Source organism: Streptomyces sp. NPDC017529 (genome assembly GCF_044329785.1).
Classification (GTDB): domain Bacteria; phylum Actinomycetota; class Actinomycetes; order Streptomycetales; family Streptomycetaceae; genus Streptomyces.
In genome coordinates, this window is sequence record NZ_JBIRJY010000019.1 from 28,800 (window position 1) to 43,485 (window position 14,686).

The following is a 14,686-nucleotide window of genomic DNA, read 5'->3' on the forward strand; positions in this document are numbered from 1 at the left end:
GGCGCGTTGGGGTACGCGACGGCGCTTACGGGACGTCGGCGCCCCGCGGTACGCCGGTCCTGTGCTCCGCCACCACCGGCAGCGCACCGTCCGTCCCGGGCTCCAGCGCGGCCAGCGCCATGAGCTCCCGGGACGTCACGCCCTCGGGTACCGGTACCGGGGCCGGGGTGCGCAGCGGTGGCTGCCACCCCGCTTCCGGGTCCCAGGAGCGGACGACCCGGGCGGGCGCCCCGGCCACCACCGAGTGGTCGGGGACCTCGCCCCGTACGACGGCGCCGGCCGCGACCACGACGTTGCGGCCCAGCCGGGCGCCGGGCAGGACGACGGCCCCGGTACCGATCCAGCTGCCGGGGCCGATCTCCACCGGCTCGCTGCGCGGCCACTGCTTGCCGACCGGCAGCTCGGGGTCGTCGTAGCTGTGGTTGGTGGTCGTGACGTAGACGCCGGGGCCGAAGAAGCAGTCGTCGCCTATGGTCAGCCGGACGTCAGCGATCACATGGCTGCCGCGGCCGAGGACCACGCCGTTGCCCAGGGTGAGGATCGGCTCGGTGCCGAGGTCGAGGTCGGGCATCATGCCGGCGGTCAGCGTCACGTCCTGGGCGATGATGCAGTACTCGCCGATCTCGATCCACGGCTCGCCGAAGACGGTGCCCTGCGGAAAGGCCAGCCGGGCGCCGGCCCCCAGCCGGCGGAAGCGGTAGGGCCCGGGGCGCTCGGCCGTGACGGCGCCGGCCTCCCGTACCCAGCGCGCTCCGCGGTGCACCGCTCGGGAGACGGCGCGGCGGCGCCACGCCACCACGGATGAGAACACGTTCTGCTTTTTCCGCACCCGCTCACCGTACTCAGGCGGCGTCCCGCCCGCGCCGCCCGCCCCTGTGATCTTCACCCCACCGGGGCACGCACCCGGCCCACCGCCGACGGGACAGCGCCCCGCGCCCCGCCTATCGTTGGGACATGGAACCCGCCCGGCAGGCTTCCGAGGGCCGTCGCGAGTCGGACGAGGAGCGGGCCGACCGGCGGTGGGGCGAGCTGCTGCAAGAGGTCAGGGTGGCCCAGACCGGCGTGCAGATCCTCTTCGGTTTCCTGCTCACCGTCGTCTTCACCCCCCGCTTCACCACCCTCGGCCCGTCCGACAAGGCCGTCTACGTGGTGACGCTGTGCCTGGGCGCGGCCGCCAACGGCGCCCTCATCGGCCCGGTCGCCTTCCACCGGCTCGTCACCGGGCGGCACCTGAAGCCCGAGGCGGTCACCTGGGCGTCCCGGATGACCATCGTCGGCATCGTGCTCCTGCTGGCCACCGTCATCTCGGCGTTCCTGCTCATCCTGCGCGTCGCGCTGCACGACAGCGCCGTCCCGTGGATCGTCGCCGCCCTCGTCGCGTGGTTCCTGCTGTGCTGGTTCGTGCTGCCCGCCTGGGTCCGGCACCGGTACGCGCCCAAGGAGTGAACGCGGCCCGGCGGTGACGTCGCGCCGACCGGCGGGGCGGGGGACCTTCGGGTACGGTCCACCATGTGACCGGGGACACCACGACAGGCGCTCACGCCCTGCCGACCTCCGAGGAGTTTCCATGATCCGGGCCGTGGCGTTCGTCTGTACGCTGAACCCCTCCCCCACCCGCTCCAGCAGCCAGTTGCTGGCGGACCAGGTGCTCGCCGACCTCACCGGCCTCGGCGTGCAGTGCGAGTCCGTCCGCGTCGCCGACCACGACGTCCGTCCGGGTGTCGCCACCGACATGGGCAACGGGGACGCCTGGCCGAAGCTGCGCGAGAAGATCATGGCGGCCGACATCGTCCTGCTGGCCACCCCGATCTGGCTCGGCCACCCCTCCAGCCTGTGCCAGCGCGTGCTGGAGCGGATGAACGCCGACATCTCCGAGACCGACGACCAGGGGCGGCAGTTGACGTACGGGAAGGTGGGCGCCGTCGCCGTCGTCGGGAACGAGGACGGCGCGCACAAGGTGAGCGCCGACCTCTTCCAGGGCCTCAACGACCTCGGCTTCTCCCTCGCGCCCAACGCCGTCACCTACTGGGTGGGCGAGGCGCAGCACGGCACGGACTACCAGGACCTGGACGAACGTCCCGACAACGTGGCCTCCACGACGCGCACGCTCGCCGTGAACGCGGTGCACCTGGTCCGGCTGCTGCGCCAGTACGCCTACCCGCCGTCGTCGTAGCCGCGGGCTGCCCGCCTCCGGGTCAGCGGCCCCGTCCCCGCCGCCGTACGGACCTCAGCGCGACACCCGCGGCGACTCCGGCTGCCGCCGAGGCGGCCGATACGAGAGCCGGGTGGCGGGCGAGAGCCGCTTGCGGCGAGCGCGGGTGCGAACTGCCGTCGAAGACGCCGTGCGCCCCGAAGTCCCGGCCGCCGGGGCCGTCCGCCGGGCGCCACAGGTTCTCCGGCCGGCCGGCGTCCGCCCGCTCGTCCGTCTGCTGCGAGTCGTAACCGGTACGGGCGAGGTAGCGGTCCAGCAGCGCGGGCGCGACCCGGTTGCCGAGGATGGCGGCCGCGGTGGAGAGCCCGACGTAGTACTGCTTGCGCCGCGGGTGGTCGGCCGCGTGCACCACGGCACGGGCGGCCACCTCGGGCTGGTACACGGGAGCCACGGGCCGGGGGTTCTTCGGCAGCCGGGACAGCACCCAGGAGAACTGCGCGGTGTTGACGGCCGGCATCTGGACGACGGTGACCGCCACCCGGCTCCCCTGGTGCAGCAGCTCGGTGCGGACGCTGGACGTGAAGCCGTTGATGGCGTGCTTGGCGCCGCAGTACACCGACTGCAAGGGGACCGACCGGAAACCGAGGGCGGAGCCGACCTGCACGATCGCGCCCGCGTCCCGCGGCAGCATGCGCCGCAGCGCGGCCCGCGTGCCGTTGACGAAACCCAGGTACGTGACCTCGGTGGCGCGCCCGTACTCCTCGGCCCCGATCTCCGTGAACGGTGCGAACACCGAGCTGAACGCGTTGTTCACCCACACGTCGATCGCCCCGAAGGCGTCCTCCACGGCCTGGGCCGCCGCCTCGACCTGGCCGGGATCGGCCACGTCGGTGGGCAGCACCAGGGCCCGCCCGCCCCGCGCCTCGACCTCGGCCGCCGCGGCGTCGAGCCCGGTACGGCCGCGGGCGAGCAGCGCCACGCGGGCGCCGCGCTCCGCGAAGAGACGGGCCGTCGCGCGGCCGATCCCGGCGCTCGCGCCCGTGACGACGACGGTCTGCGCCGCGGGCCGGTGCGGGCGGCTCACCGGGCACCGCCCGAGGCGCCGGAGAGGCGGATGTCGGCACTGGGCATGGAGACCTCCTTGAGACCGGTCGCGGGTCACGGCAGCGGTGTGCCGCCGGTCGCGTTCACGATTTCCGCGGTGATGTAACTGGCCTGCTGGGACGCGAGGAAGACGTAGGCGGGCGCCATCTCCACGGGCTGGGCCGCGCGTTGCAGCGGGCTCTGCTTGCCGAATTCGGTGGTGTCCGGCAGCGTCGAGGGGATCAGCGGCGTCCACACCGGTCCGGGCGCCACCGCGTTGACGCGGATGCCGCGTTCGGCGAGCTGGCCCGCCAGCCCGTGGGTGAACGTGACGATGGCGCCCTTGGTGGTCGCGTAATCGAGCAGCTGCGGACTCGGCTGGTACGCCTGGACGGATGTCGTGTTGATGATGCTGCCGCCCTCGGGAATGTGCGGCAACGACATCTTGGAAAGCCAGAACATGCCGTAGACGTTGGTCCGCATCACCCGGTCGAGCTGCTCCGTGGTAATTCCTTCGATACCGTCGGGCTGCGCCATCTGGTAAGCGGCGTTGTTGACCAGGACGTCGATACGGCCGAATTCCCGTACCACCCGGTCCACCAGGCTCCGGCACTGCTCCTCCTCGCGGATGTCGCACGACACCGCGAGGGCCCGCTGCCCCGCCTCCTCGATCAGCCGGGTGGTTTCCCGCGCGTCCTTCTCCTCTTCCTCCAGATAAGTAAAGGCCACATCCGCCCCTTCGCGCGCGAAGGCGAGCGCGACGGCCCGGCCGATTCCGGAGTCTCCGCCGGTGATCAGCGTGCGGCGGTCGCGCAGCCGCCCGGTGCCCGCGTACGAGGTTTCGCCGTGGTCCGGGCGGGGCGACATGTCGTCCGTGGCACCTGGATGCGGCTGGTCCTGTTGGGGGAATTCCGGCTGCGGGTGCTGCTTCACGGGATTCTGCTGGTCGTTACCGGTCATCGTCCATACCTCCGATAAGAGCCCTTCGGGCGAGCGTGGAATCGGGCCCGGCACAGTGAACGCGCCACCGAGGCCGGCTTTCCCGCCGGTCCTCGGCGACGCGCGCCCACCTCGTCGGTGCCCTTTTCCGCGACAGTGGCGGCGGCGGGTGGTCAGCCCGAGAGGTCGGGGTCGTCGACAATGTGCACCGCGGCCTCCTCCGCCGAGGCGGCACCGCCGTCGATGCCGACGTCGCGGCCGATCTCGTCGTTGCGCAGCCGCAGCGCGTCACCCTCGTCGGTGCCGGTCATCCGCCCCGCGCGCTCGTCTCCCACCTGGCCGTCCACGGGTTCGCCGTCGGCGTCCGGCTGGTCGCCGATGCCGTCGCCGTCCGGCGGACCGACGTCCGGCACCTCCTTGTCGAGCCGTTCCTCAAGGCTCTCGCCCGCACGCTGTTCGTTGGCGGTGGTGCCCTTCTGGTTCACCGCCAGCGGTTTTTCGGGCGGCGAGTACCCCTGGTCCAGCATTTCGTCGAGGTCCGGCTCGTCGAGAGCGTCTTCCATATCGAGTTCGTCGGAAGTCCCCTGTTTGTCGGACGCCGAGGGCTGGTATACCTCGTCGCCCATCGCTTCATCGGACATGCCAGCTCCCTTTCCAGCGCGGGTCGCGCGACCGTCAGGCGCGGTGCTCTCCCGTGAGCCCCAGCGATTCCACGATGCGCTGCGCGTTCTCGTACCGCTCGTTCTCCGGAAGGCGTTGGGCCAGTTCGACCAAGCGGTCCGGCGCGTTGTTCTGCCGAAGCGTGCCGATGATGGCGTTCCGGTCGGCCGGATACACGCTGCGGCCCAGATGCTGGGCCATTTCCGTCCGGATTTCCACGGCCTCGGGCGTCATTCCGTCCGGTGTGCTGCCGCCGAACGGAGCGCCGGCGCTCCGGGTCACGTCGGGCTGGTCCTCTCCCGACGGCTCCGGGTCGTGGTCCTCCTCGGCGCGCAGGGCCCGATCGGCCTTCAATTCGCCCTGAATCTGCTTCTTCAGCATGTCGTCCCGGGCCGGGCCGGTCTTGTTCATACCCTGATCCATTGTCTTTCTGCCTCCAGGACTGGCTGCATTCCGCATTTCCGCCCCGCACGTCTGTACCCCTCCCGTGCCATGCGTTACGGGGTGCCCGCTGCCTCTTTCGCGAAACAGCCGGAAGCCGAGAGCGAACGCGCCGGTCAGCCGAGCCCGGACCGGGCGAAGGGTCCCGAGTCGGCAGGCCCGTCGATGATCCGGGCGGCGACCTCGGTCAGCTTCAGCTGGTGTGCCCGGGCATGCCCGCGCATCAGCGTGAACGCCGCGTCGGGTGTGCTGCCCAGGCGCTCGGAGAGCACGCCTTTGGCCTGTTCGATGACGATCCTGCTGTCCAACGCGGTCTGCAGCTGACCGGTCCGGTCCTGGAGGCCGTGCAGGTCCATGCGGTACGCCAGTCCGATGCCGACCGCGTCGGCCAGCGCCTGCCCCAGCGCCACCTCGCTGCCGGCCAGTGCGCGGTGCTCGTGGAAGAGGCTGAGGGCGCCCAGCCGCCGGGCGCGGTAGCGCACGGGGAGCACCGTGGCGGCGCTGAAGCCTTCGGCCAGCGCCTGGGCGGTGAAGCGCGGCCAGCGGGCGCGGCACTGCGGGTGGCGCAGCGGCACGTCGGCCAGGCTCAGGCCCGTGTGGCAGACGTCCCGGCACGGCCCCTCGTCCAGCTCGATCTGCGTCCGCTCCAGCCGTTCGGCCGCTTCGCCGCATCCTGTCGCCGTCATGGGCCGGCGCTCTCCCATGATGAGGACACCACCCGCCTGCACCCCCGGCAGCAGCAGGCAGTACTCGGCGAGCCGCTTGGTGAGGCCGGCGGTGTCCTGGTCCTCGGCCGGATCCGCGAGTTCCAGCAGGGCCGTGATCAGTAGTTCTTCTCGGTCAGGCGATGACATGGCGGGTTCACCCTTTCGACGGGCCGCACCGTTGCCCGTCGCTGATGGAATGGGTCTGCCGCCGGGTAACCAGGAACGGGCAGCGCAAGCCCCCGGCTGGAGTGCGGGCGTGCACCGGGGCGCGGGGCGGGCCGGCCGCGCCGGGGCGCAACGCGGGCCGCGGCGGACCGTGCCGGAATCACGGCCGGACAGTCCGGGGTCCCAAGCGCTGAAACCGTCCGAATGGGGTACCCGCACGGACATGCGCTTAGCCGTCCTCGACGCGGGATCGAACTCCGTACACCTGCTCGTCAGTGAGGTGGTCGGCGGCGTACCGCTGCCGACCCACTCCCTGAAGGACCCCGTCCATCTGGCCGAGGACGTCGGCGTGGACGGAACGCTGGCTCCGCAGGCGGCGCGGCGGCTGGCCACCGCGGTGCGGCGGGCCCGCGAGGAGGCGGCCCGGTGGGAGTGCGACCGGCTGTTCGCGTACGCCACCGCGGTTGTCAGGGACGCCGCCAACCGCGGCGAGATCCTGGAGACCGTACGCGCCGAAGGCGGTATGCGGCTGGCGGTGCTGCCCGGCGAGGTGGAGGCCGAGCTGACGTTCCTGGCGGCGCGGCGCTGGATCGGTCTCCAGGCGGGCCCGATGGCGCTGCTGGACATCGGCGGCGGATCGCTGGAGGTCGCGTTCGGGCGCGGCGCCCGGCCCGACTTCGCCTTCTCCCTGCCCCTGGGCGCGGGGCGGCTGACGCGGGAGTTCCTGCCGGGCAGGGGCCGGCCGCAGCCGGAAGCCCTGCGGGAACTGCGCCGGCACGTGCGTGCCTCGCTGAAGAACGTGGCGGCGCGGGTGCGCTGGGAGGAGCCGCACACCGTGGTGGCCACCTCCCGGATGTTCCAGCAGCTGGCCCGGCTGTGCGGGGCCGCGCCCGGCCGCGACGGCCCGTTCGTCACGCGCCGCCTGGCCCGCGGCGACCTCAAGAAGGCGGTACGGCGGCTGTCGGAGCTGACCACGGCCGAGCGGGCCGGACTACCGGGGATCTCCGCGGCGCGCAGCCGCCAGGCGCCGGCCGGGGCCGTCGTGGCGTACCAGGCGATGAAGTCCATGGGCATCGGCCAGGTCACCATCTGCCCGTGGGCGCTGCGCGAGGGCGTGCTGCTGCGCCACCTGGAGCAGGGCGGCAACGACTGGTGGCCGACGCCCGTACCGCGGGACCGGCACGTCCGGCCCGGCACGCCGACGGTCAGCGGCGCGGCGCCCCGTGCGCCGCTCCGGCTGCCGGTGGGGCGGACGCCGGGCGATTGAAACCCACCCATATCGATGCCACGCCGGGCGCCGTGCGCCCTCCGTGGGCGGAGTTGCCATGAACCTGTCGAACTACCACATCGCCGACCGCCTCGTGATCGAGGTCCCCGAGATCATCGACATCGCCAACACCGACCAGGTGGCCGCCGGCCTGCAAGGCCTGCTGCTCGCACCCGGGGCCAGCCGGGTCGTCATCGACCTGCGCGCGCCCCTCATCACCGTCGCCGGACTGCAAACCCTGCTGCATTGCCAACGCACCGCGCGGGCGCAGGGGATGACGCTGAGCGTGGCCGCCGACCGCCCCATGGTGCGCAAGGCGTTCCGGCTCACCGGAGTGCACCGGACCATTCCCCTGCACAGCTCCCTGGCCGCCGCCCTCGAAGCCGCGTAGCGGCCGGACGACACCCCCCGGCGGCGCCGGGGGGGGTACCTCGGCCCACCGGAGTACGAATGAGGTGTTTACCGACTGGTGTGGCGAGTTACCCGTCCCCCAGCCTTCCGCAAGCGGCCGCAGGAAGGCAGGCGCCGGACCGGTTGAGAACACAGCCGCCGGCGCCGCCCCTTCGACTCCCGGGCACCGTGCGTCAGGGCGCGTCGCGGTGCCAGTGGCGCCGCGGTACGCGCTGGGGCACGCCGGCCTTGAAGACCAGCGGGTGGGCGGGCAGCCGCGTCAGCGGTGCCGCGTGCCGGTACCGGTCGATGGAGGCGGCCCTGCCGTACGGCGTCGGCCGCCGGTACTGCCGGCCGCGGGAGACCGCGGCCTGCGGCTCTTTCGGTACGGGCCGGTGGGGCCGGCGGGGGTGCAGCAGGGCGTCTTCGTACCGGCCCAGGGCGATCACGAGTCCGAGCATCGCCAAAGGCCAGAGCACGGCGAGCAAGGGCATGGCCGCTCCCTTCCTTGCCGGTCGTACACGCTGACTGGAGCTTCGCTCTTCGGGTCACCCGGCGTGGACGCGGCAAACCACCGGGTCACGGCGACCACTCCACCGGCCGTGTGCGCGCCATGTGATCGCGCGTCCGCTCCGGTCGCCCGCCGTCCGGCAAAGCGGCTGGTGAGGGCCTGTGCGCCGGCGCTGAGACCGCGCACGACGGGTCTCGCGGCGCTGCCCGGCGGGTTGCGCGGCGGCGCCGACTGTGTCCGGTTCGCAGGCCCTCTAACGTACCGGCGGCCTCGCGGAGCGCGCGGGCGGCGTCAGTCCAGCCGGGTGAGATCGGGGCGCAGCCGGTGCCAGGTCGGCTGCCGGAGGCGGTCGGCGGAGGTCCAGCCGGAGAAGGTGACCTCGGCGACCAGGCGCGGCTCGGCCCAGTGGGCGCCCGGCACGTCGACCGGGTTCACGAACGGCGAGGTGTCGCGCCGCACGACCTCCAAGTAGCGGGCCAGTTCGCGGCGTTCGCGTCCGGACAGGCCCGAGCCCACGGAGCCGACGTACCGCAGCCCCGCCGGCTCGTCCAGGCCGGCCAGTACGGCGCCGGGCAGCCCGGCGAGGCCGCCGCGGCCCTCCGTCCAGCCCCCGATGACCACGTCGAGCGTCACCATGTGCTTGGTCTTGCGCCACTCGGACGAGCGGACGCCGGGGACGTACCGCGAGGTCAGCCGTTTGGCGACGACGCCCTCGAAGCCGCCGCGCAGCGTCGCCTCCCAGGTCTGCCCGGCGTGGCCCCGCACGTAGGCCGGGACCGACCAGTGCGGCCCGTCGCCCAGTTCCAGCCCGGACAGGAGCGCGCGCCGCTCCTCGTACGGGTGCTCCAGCAGCGGCCGGCCGTCGAGGTGGAGCACATCGAACAGGACGAGGTGGACCGGGTACTCCCCCGCCAGGCCCGCCGCGCGGCGCCGGCTCGTGACGCCCATCCGGCGCTGCAGCAGCCCGAAGTCCGGACGCCCCTCGGAGTCGAGGACCACCACCTCGCCGTCGAGAACCGCGGGCCGGCCGCGCAGCCGCTCGCCGAGCGGCGCCAGCTCCGGGTACGTCGCGGTCGCGTCGTTGCCCGCCCGGGTGACGAGTCCCAGCGTCCCGTCGCCCGGCGCGTTGACGATGCACCGCGCGCCGTCCCACTTCGCCTCGAACGCCCAGGCGTCCTCGTCCCCGGCGGCGGGCAGCGGGCCGGGGGTGGCGAGCATGGGCCTGAGGATGGGCAGTGCGCCGGACGGGGCCATGTCCCGATGATCGACGGCCGCGCCCGGCCCGGCCACCGGTCGGGCCTGCGGCGGCCTACTCCCCCGTCTCCGCCGTCACCGCGCGATGGCTGCGCGCCAGCTCGGTGTACATCGCGGCCTTGAGCCGGATGCCGTCCCGCTCTTCCGCGGTCAGCTCGCGCCTGACCTTGGCCGGCACCCCGGCCACCAGCGACCCCGGCGGCACCCGCATCCCCTGCGGCACCAGCGCCTGCGCCGCGACCAGCGACCCGGCGCCGATGTGCGCGCCGTTGAGGACCGTGGCGCCCATGCCGATCAGCGCGTCGTCCTCGACCGTGCAGCCGTGCAGGACGGCGTTGTGGCCCACCGAGACCCGCTCGCCGACCGTCACGGGGAACCCGGGATCGGCATGCACGGTGCAGTTGTCCTGGATGTTGCTGCCGGCACCCAGCACGACCGGCCCGGCGTCGGCGCGCAGCACGGCGTGATACCAGACACTCGCCCCCGGCGCGAGCGTGACGTCCCCCACCACGACGGACGTGGGCGCCGTGAACGCCCCCGCGTCGACCGAAGGCTGCTTGCCGCCCACGCCCGCGATCAGTGCTCGCCGCTCCATAGCCGTTCTCCTCGCTGCCGGTCCGGTCGGGTCGCGCCTGGTGGCACAGTAGGCGACGGGGGCGCGTACGCCGGAGGCGGGCCGGGCGGTGGCGGAGCGGGGCGTCAGGACTCGGGGCGGGTGTCCATCGCCACCGGGCCCAGCATCTGCTCGCTGATCCAGTGCAGCGATTCCGGCATCCGCTGGATGTAGGTGTGGCCGCTGTGCCGGCCGTCGGGGATCTCGAACAGGGTGTGGTGCACCGGACCGCCGGTGTGCTCGTTGATGAACTTCTTCACGTAAGGCACCGCCACCTCCTTCGACCCCAGTTCGAAGGCGACGTAGACGTCGGGGCCGCCCTTGGCCTTCAGCTGGTCCGCGAGCCAGCGGGGGTCGTTGGCCTGCTTCTCCTTGGGGTGCCCGTTCCACATCGGGGAGTCGGGCACGGTGTCGGGCCCGTTCGCGATGACCGCCTTGAACTTCTTCGGGTGCTTGAGCACGGCCTTCAGGCCCGCGAAACCGCCGGACGAGGACCCCATGAACGCCCAACCGTCACGGCTGTCGTACGTACGGAAATTGGCGCGGGCGAACGCCGGGACGTCCTCGGTCAGCCAGGTGCCCATCTTCGGCTGGCCGGGGATGTCGCTGCCGTCGTAGTACTTCTTCTTCGGGTTCAGAACCGGCATCACCAGGATGAACGGCAGCGTCTTGCCCGCCTGGGACCACTCGGCGATCTTCTCCTCCAGCTTGAAGTCGCCGCCGATCCAGTAGTTGTTCGGGTACCCGTACGAGCCGGGCAGCGCGATGAGGACCGGGAAGCCGCTCTTGGCGTACTCGGGCTGGTTGTACTGCGGCGGCACCCAGGCCCATATGTCGCCGCTGAATCCGGACTTCTTCCCGTGCCAGCGGGTCTTCACTATCTTGGTGCCGTCGTCACCGGTGGTGCGCTGCGTCACGAAGTCGGACCGCGGGCCGGTGGGCTGGACGACCTTGGCGGTCCCGTCGCTCGCCTCGCGCGCCTGCGAGCGCAGCTTCGGCACGTGCGAGGCGTCCACGTCGTCCCGGTCCTTGCTGCCGCAACCGGCCACGAGCCCCATCGCCATCAGGCTCACCGCGGCGACGGCCGCAGTACTGGTACGCAGGCGCTTCATCGGGACGAACTCCTTGCAAACTCATGTCCGGGCGGCGGGCAGCGGGCACTGCTCTCCGCGCGTCAGGCGAAAGAACCAGAATAAAGATCAGCCGGTCGGCCGTTTCCGGCTCCCCCGGGGGTACCGGACCTGCCGTCTGCCACACGACGGCGTCCCGGTCGCGCACCCCGTCGTGCGCCCCCAGGCATATTGATGTCGAACAGGTGGGCTTAGGTTCCCTCGATCGGTATGTCGGGATGCGGTGGATTCGCGGGCGGGCTCTGGCATCGTGTTTTTCCGACTGGCGACAGCGCGGCACGGTGCGGTGCCGCGGACGGGGATGACGGATGAGCGCAGGGGCCCAGGGGCCGCCACTGCCCGGGCTCGCGGGGCGCGCGGCGGAGTACGGCGCGCTGCGCGGGCTGCTCGCCCGGAGCCCGCTGGTGACCGTGACCGGGCCCGCGAACGTGGGGAAGAGCACACTGGTCCGGGCTGTCCTGGAGGAGGCCGCGCGCGGGGACGGCGGTCCCGGTGGCGGTTTTGTCCGGGTCGGCTGCCGGGAGGAACTGGACGGCGACGGTGTGGCCGCGGCCCTGAACCGGGCGGCGGGCCTGCCGTACGGCACATCACCGCAGGCGCTCGCCGCCCACTGCGCCCGGCGGGCCCTGACCGTGCTGCTCGACGACTGCGATCCGGTGGCCGGCGCCTGCGCGTGGCTGGTGCGGCAATTGCTGCGGGCGGAGGCGGGCACGGCGAGGGGGCCCGGCCGGTCGCAAGCCGCCGGGCCCGGACCGTACGCACCGGCCGGGCTGCGGATCGTGGCCACGGCGCGGCAGCCGCTGGGGATCGGCGCGGAACGCGTCGTTCCGCTGAAACCGTTCCCCGCGCTGCCGGCCGAACCGTACGGACCCGCTCGCGGCCTGGCCGACCGCCCGCCCGGGCCCCCTCCCGCGTTCGCCCCCTGCTCCCCCGCCGACCGCTTGGTGTGGGCGCGGCTGTCCGTTCTGCCCGGGGACTTCGACGCGTGGCTGGCCGGGTGCGTCGGCAGTTGCAGTGACGTTTCTGCCCCCGCGGTGGAAGCCACTCTCGAACGCCTCCACCGGGCGTCGGTACTCGAACGCGTACCGGCGGACACCACAGGCGCCGGCTGCGCGGCCGCCCGCCCGCTCTCCCCGGCCCGCTACCGCCTGCCACCAGCCGCCCGTGCCGTCGGCCTCGCGGGCGCCCGGGCCACGGGCGAGGAGGCCACGGTCCTGCGCGCTTTCCGGATGGCCTGTGCGGCGCTCGCCGCCGAGGCACAGATCGCCTGGCAGGGCGCCGACCGGCGCGCGGCCGTACGGCTGGTGGAGGCCGAGCGGCACCACCTGCAAGCGGCACTGACCCGGCCCCCGCAGGACGCGGACGACGGCCGCACCGCGCTCGACATCGCCGTCTCCCTGTGGTTCCGGTGGGCCCTCTGCGGCCGGCGCCGGGAGGGACGCGCCCACCTCGGCCGGCTGCTGCGGCACTGCGCCGACGACACCGCCGTACGGGCCCGCGCCCTGTGGCTGGCCGGCTGGCTCGCCGCGCAGGACGACGCGCCCCGTACCGCCGAGTCCCTGCTCGTCCGGGCCCGGCACGCGGCCGCCCGGCACGGCGACACGGACACCCTGGCCCGTATCGCGCACGCCCGCGGCGTACTGGCGCTGCGCCGCGCGGACACCGGTACCGCCGTGGCCTGCCTGCGCCGGGCGGCCGGGCACCGCTGCCAGGATGCCTGGTACGGGCCCGGCCCCGCCTACAGCCAGGCCCTGCTGGCCATCGCCCTCGCGGCCGCCGCGCAAAGCGAAACCCGCAGCGGTTCCCTGCAAGGGCCCCGCTGCGGGCTCGGCCTCACCTGACGGACCGCCCGCCGGTCACTCCGCCATCGCGTCGGCCGGCTTGGCCGCCGCCGACGCCTCGCGCTTGGCCGCCGCCTTCGCAGCACGCCGCTTCATGACGACGAACGATCCGATGCCGAAGAGCACCGCGGCCACCAGGCCCAGCGAGGAGAACTTCTTGAGCCACTCCTCGGCCACGACACCGACGCTGTAGATCAGGGCGGTGGTGCCGCCGGCCCAGACGATGCCGCCGAGCACGTTCGCGATGAGGAACTTCCAGTACGGCATGTTCAGCACACCCGCCAGCGGGCCGGCGAAGATGCGCAGCAGGGCGATGAACCGGCCGAAGAAGACCGCCCACATGCCCCACTTCTCGAACTTCTCCTCGGCCATCGCCACCTGGTCGGGACCGAAGTGCTTGGGGAACTTCCGCCCGGCCCAGCTGACCAGCGGCCGGCCTCCCTTGCGGCCGATCAGATAGCCGATGGAGTCCCCGATGATCGCACCCGCGGACGCGCAGCCGCCCAGCACCCACGGATTGATGTGGTCCTGCGTCGCCGCGAGGATCGCCGCGCTCACCAGGACGATCTCACCGGGCAGCGGAATGCCGAGGCTCTCCAGGCCGATGACCACCCCCACGAGGAGGTACACGCTCAAGGCCGGCACCGTCTCCAGCCACTCCATCTGCAACGCCGCTTCCTCCACTAGGTGTCGGGCCCCCGTGGGCCGCTGCCCGGCGCCCGGCGACGCCGTCGAAGATCGCAAAGTCCCCGCCTACGCGCCCGCGAGCGCGCCCGGGAAGCCTACTCGATCCCCTTCGGCCGCCCCCGTTCCCGCGTCATGGAACCGGCCCGCCGCGGTTCGCGCGACGGGCCGGTACGCACACGGGTGGCGGGGCCGGCGGCCGGGCCTTCCCCGTACGAGACGCGACACGGTGCTCCGGAGTTGCCTGTGCGACGGGCCGAATCGGCCGGGAGCCGCCGCGGCGCTCCGCTTCCTAGGCGGCGGGGTTGTTCGGGCGCAGCGTCCACACGATGGTCATCTCGCCGGTGACCGCGCCGTCCTCCCTGGTGATGGCGACGTTCACCGGGAATTCCGGCCGCTGCCCCGCATCCAGTTCGGCGACGATCTCGGCGACCGGGCGGCCGATCTCGGCAGTGGCGGTGACCGGGCCCATGGCCAGCTTCTTGTAGCCGATCTCGGCCCGTACGGCGAGCGGCACGGCGCGCGAGAGCTGGTCGCCGAAGGCCGCGAGCACGATCGCGCCGCTGGCCGACTCGGCGAGGGTGAACATCGCGCCGGCGTGCGGTCCGCCGACGTGGTTGTGGTAATCCGCCTGGTCGGGCAGCCGGACCACGGCCCGCTCGGCGGTGGTCTCGGTGAATTCGAGGTTGAGCGTACGGGCCATCGGCACGGTGGCCGCCATCATTTCGCCGATCGACGGCTTGGTCTCGGAGGACATGGCGGCATGTTACCTACGAGTAGCTTTCTGGGGAAGCCCCGCCCGCCGTCCCGGCACGAAGACCTCCCCGCTTATCGTGGTGGCTCATGTGG

17 protein-coding genes are annotated in these 14,686 nt (G+C 73.0%); 5 read left to right on the forward strand and 12 right to left on the reverse strand.

Annotation, left to right across the window (positions count from 1 at the left end):
• Positions 1-25: 25 nt before the first annotated feature.
• Positions 26-829 (reverse strand): acyltransferase, encoded by an 804-nt coding sequence (locus ACH4K4_RS31885; protein ID WP_398172080.1) that lies wholly within the window; start codon positions 827-829, stop codon positions 26-28.
• 125 nt (positions 830-954) lie between these two features.
• Here ACH4K4_RS31885 and ACH4K4_RS31890 point away from each other — a divergent pair, with 125 nt between their 5' ends.
• Complete coding sequence (locus ACH4K4_RS31890; RefSeq protein ID WP_398172082.1) at positions 955-1,446, forward strand: DUF6328 family protein; 492 nt, start codon at positions 955-957, stop codon at positions 1,444-1,446.
• A 121-nt stretch (positions 1,447-1,567) separates the two neighbouring features.
• Positions 1,568-2,173 (forward strand): flavodoxin family protein, encoded by a 606-nt coding sequence (locus ACH4K4_RS31895; RefSeq protein ID WP_398172084.1) that lies wholly within the window; start codon positions 1,568-1,570, stop codon positions 2,171-2,173.
• Between the two features lie 22 nt (positions 2,174-2,195).
• On the opposite strand, the gene ACH4K4_RS31900 is transcribed toward ACH4K4_RS31895, so the two are convergent.
• The 5 genes from ACH4K4_RS31900 to ACH4K4_RS31920 form a co-directional block, all read right to left on the reverse strand.
• The gene (locus ACH4K4_RS31900) at positions 2,196-3,236 is read right to left on the reverse strand and encodes an SDR family oxidoreductase (protein WP_398172086.1); all 1,041 of its coding nucleotides are present in this window, start codon (positions 3,234-3,236) and stop codon (positions 2,196-2,198) included.
• A gap of 74 nt (positions 3,237-3,310) precedes the next feature.
• Positions 3,311-4,195, reverse strand: a complete 885-nt coding sequence (locus ACH4K4_RS31905) for an SDR family oxidoreductase (protein ID WP_398172088.1) — start codon at positions 4,193-4,195, stop codon at positions 3,311-3,313.
• A 152-nt stretch (positions 4,196-4,347) separates the two neighbouring features.
• Positions 4,348-4,815, reverse strand: coding sequence for a DUF5709 domain-containing protein (locus tag ACH4K4_RS31910; RefSeq protein ID WP_398172090.1), 468 nt, complete (start codon positions 4,813-4,815; stop codon positions 4,348-4,350).
• 34 nt (positions 4,816-4,849) lie between these two features.
• Positions 4,850-5,245, reverse strand: a complete 396-nt coding sequence (locus tag ACH4K4_RS31915; protein WP_398172092.1) for a DUF2795 domain-containing protein — start codon at positions 5,243-5,245, stop codon at positions 4,850-4,852.
• A 146-nt stretch (positions 5,246-5,391) separates the two neighbouring features.
• Positions 5,392-6,129 (reverse strand): ANTAR domain-containing protein, encoded by a 738-nt coding sequence (locus tag ACH4K4_RS31920; protein WP_398172094.1) that lies wholly within the window; start codon positions 6,127-6,129, stop codon positions 5,392-5,394.
• Between the two features lie 241 nt (positions 6,130-6,370).
• Between ACH4K4_RS31920 and ACH4K4_RS31925 the strand changes: the two genes are divergently transcribed.
• Positions 6,371-7,414 carry a Ppx/GppA phosphatase family protein gene (locus tag ACH4K4_RS31925; RefSeq protein WP_398172096.1) on the forward strand — a complete coding sequence of 348 codons (1,044 nt, stop codon included), beginning with the start codon at positions 6,371-6,373 and terminating at the stop codon, positions 7,412-7,414.
• A 58-nt stretch (positions 7,415-7,472) separates the two neighbouring features.
• A complete protein-coding gene (locus ACH4K4_RS31930) occupies positions 7,473-7,805 on the forward strand; it encodes an STAS domain-containing protein (protein ID WP_398172098.1) in 333 nt (110 codons plus the stop codon).
• A gap of 193 nt (positions 7,806-7,998) precedes the next feature.
• Here the strand turns inward: ACH4K4_RS31930 and ACH4K4_RS31935 are convergent, their stop codons facing one another.
• The 4 genes from ACH4K4_RS31935 to ACH4K4_RS31950 all read right to left on the reverse strand — a co-directional run bounded on the left by ACH4K4_RS31935 (position 7,999) and on the right by ACH4K4_RS31950 (position 11,294).
• Entirely contained in the window at positions 7,999-8,298 is a 300-nt protein-coding gene (locus ACH4K4_RS31935) for a hypothetical protein (RefSeq protein WP_398172100.1), read from the reverse strand.
• A 308-nt stretch (positions 8,299-8,606) separates the two neighbouring features.
• The gene (ligD, locus tag ACH4K4_RS31940; protein ID WP_398172102.1) at positions 8,607-9,569 is read right to left on the reverse strand and encodes a non-homologous end-joining DNA ligase; all 963 of its coding nucleotides are present in this window, start codon (positions 9,567-9,569) and stop codon (positions 8,607-8,609) included.
• A 55-nt stretch (positions 9,570-9,624) separates the two neighbouring features.
• Positions 9,625-10,164 carry a gamma carbonic anhydrase family protein gene (locus ACH4K4_RS31945; RefSeq protein ID WP_398172104.1) on the reverse strand — a complete coding sequence of 180 codons (540 nt, stop codon included), beginning with the start codon at positions 10,162-10,164 and terminating at the stop codon, positions 9,625-9,627.
• Positions 10,165-10,268: 104 nt separating this feature from the next.
• Positions 10,269-11,294, reverse strand: a complete 1,026-nt coding sequence (locus tag ACH4K4_RS31950) for an alpha/beta hydrolase (protein ID WP_398172106.1) — start codon at positions 11,292-11,294, stop codon at positions 10,269-10,271.
• A gap of 326 nt (positions 11,295-11,620) precedes the next feature.
• On the opposite strand from ACH4K4_RS31950, the gene ACH4K4_RS31955 reads away from it, so the two are divergent.
• A complete protein-coding gene (locus ACH4K4_RS31955; protein WP_398172108.1) occupies positions 11,621-13,153 on the forward strand; it encodes an AAA family ATPase in 1,533 nt (510 codons plus the stop codon).
• A gap of 15 nt (positions 13,154-13,168) precedes the next feature.
• On the opposite strand, the gene ACH4K4_RS31960 is transcribed toward ACH4K4_RS31955, so the two are convergent.
• Both ACH4K4_RS31960 and ACH4K4_RS31965 read right to left on the reverse strand, forming a co-directional pair.
• Positions 13,169-13,816 carry a DedA family protein gene (locus ACH4K4_RS31960; RefSeq protein ID WP_398172211.1) on the reverse strand — a complete coding sequence of 216 codons (648 nt, stop codon included), beginning with the start codon at positions 13,814-13,816 and terminating at the stop codon, positions 13,169-13,171.
• 313 nt (positions 13,817-14,129) lie between these two features.
• Positions 14,130-14,594, reverse strand: coding sequence for a DUF4442 domain-containing protein (locus ACH4K4_RS31965; RefSeq protein WP_360129962.1), 465 nt, complete (start codon positions 14,592-14,594; stop codon positions 14,130-14,132).
• Positions 14,595-14,686 lie beyond the last annotated feature (92 nt).

What these genes read in the sequence shown, in the direction of transcription:
- ACH4K4_RS31895 (WP_398172084.1), top strand. Translation starts at nt 1,568, where the DNA reads ATGATCCGGGCCGTGGCGTTCGTCTGTACGCTGAACCCCTCCCCCACC.
- ACH4K4_RS31960 (WP_398172211.1), bottom strand. Translation starts at nt 13,816, where the DNA reads ATGGAGTGGCTGGAGACGGTGCCGGCCTTGAGCGTGTACCTCCTCGTG.
- ACH4K4_RS31920 (WP_398172094.1), bottom strand. Translation starts at nt 6,129, where the DNA reads ATGTCATCGCCTGACCGAGAAGAACTACTGATCACGGCCCTGCTGGAA.
- ACH4K4_RS31915 (WP_398172092.1), bottom strand. Translation starts at nt 5,245, where the DNA reads ATGAACAAGACCGGCCCGGCCCGGGACGACATGCTGAAGAAGCAGATT.
- ligD (WP_398172102.1), bottom strand. Translation starts at nt 9,569, where the DNA reads ATGGCCCCGTCCGGCGCACTGCCCATCCTCAGGCCCATGCTCGCCACC.
- ACH4K4_RS31965 (WP_360129962.1), bottom strand. Translation starts at nt 14,594, where the DNA reads ATGTCCTCCGAGACCAAGCCGTCGATCGGCGAAATGATGGCGGCCACC.
- ACH4K4_RS31930 (WP_398172098.1), top strand. Translation starts at nt 7,473, where the DNA reads ATGAACCTGTCGAACTACCACATCGCCGACCGCCTCGTGATCGAGGTC.
- ACH4K4_RS31910 (WP_398172090.1), bottom strand. Translation starts at nt 4,815, where the DNA reads ATGTCCGATGAAGCGATGGGCGACGAGGTATACCAGCCCTCGGCGTCC.
- ACH4K4_RS31925 (WP_398172096.1), top strand. Translation starts at nt 6,371, where the DNA reads ATGCGCTTAGCCGTCCTCGACGCGGGATCGAACTCCGTACACCTGCTC.
- ACH4K4_RS31905 (WP_398172088.1), bottom strand. Translation starts at nt 4,195, where the DNA reads ATGACCGGTAACGACCAGCAGAATCCCGTGAAGCAGCACCCGCAGCCG.
- ACH4K4_RS31955 (WP_398172108.1), top strand. Translation starts at nt 11,621, where the DNA reads ATGAGCGCAGGGGCCCAGGGGCCGCCACTGCCCGGGCTCGCGGGGCGC.
- ACH4K4_RS31950 (WP_398172106.1), bottom strand. Translation starts at nt 11,294, where the DNA reads ATGAAGCGCCTGCGTACCAGTACTGCGGCCGTCGCCGCGGTGAGCCTG.
- ACH4K4_RS31890 (WP_398172082.1), top strand. Translation starts at nt 955, where the DNA reads ATGGAACCCGCCCGGCAGGCTTCCGAGGGCCGTCGCGAGTCGGACGAG.
- ACH4K4_RS31945 (WP_398172104.1), bottom strand. Translation starts at nt 10,164, where the DNA reads ATGGAGCGGCGAGCACTGATCGCGGGCGTGGGCGGCAAGCAGCCTTCG.
- ACH4K4_RS31935 (WP_398172100.1), bottom strand. Translation starts at nt 8,298, where the DNA reads ATGCCCTTGCTCGCCGTGCTCTGGCCTTTGGCGATGCTCGGACTCGTG.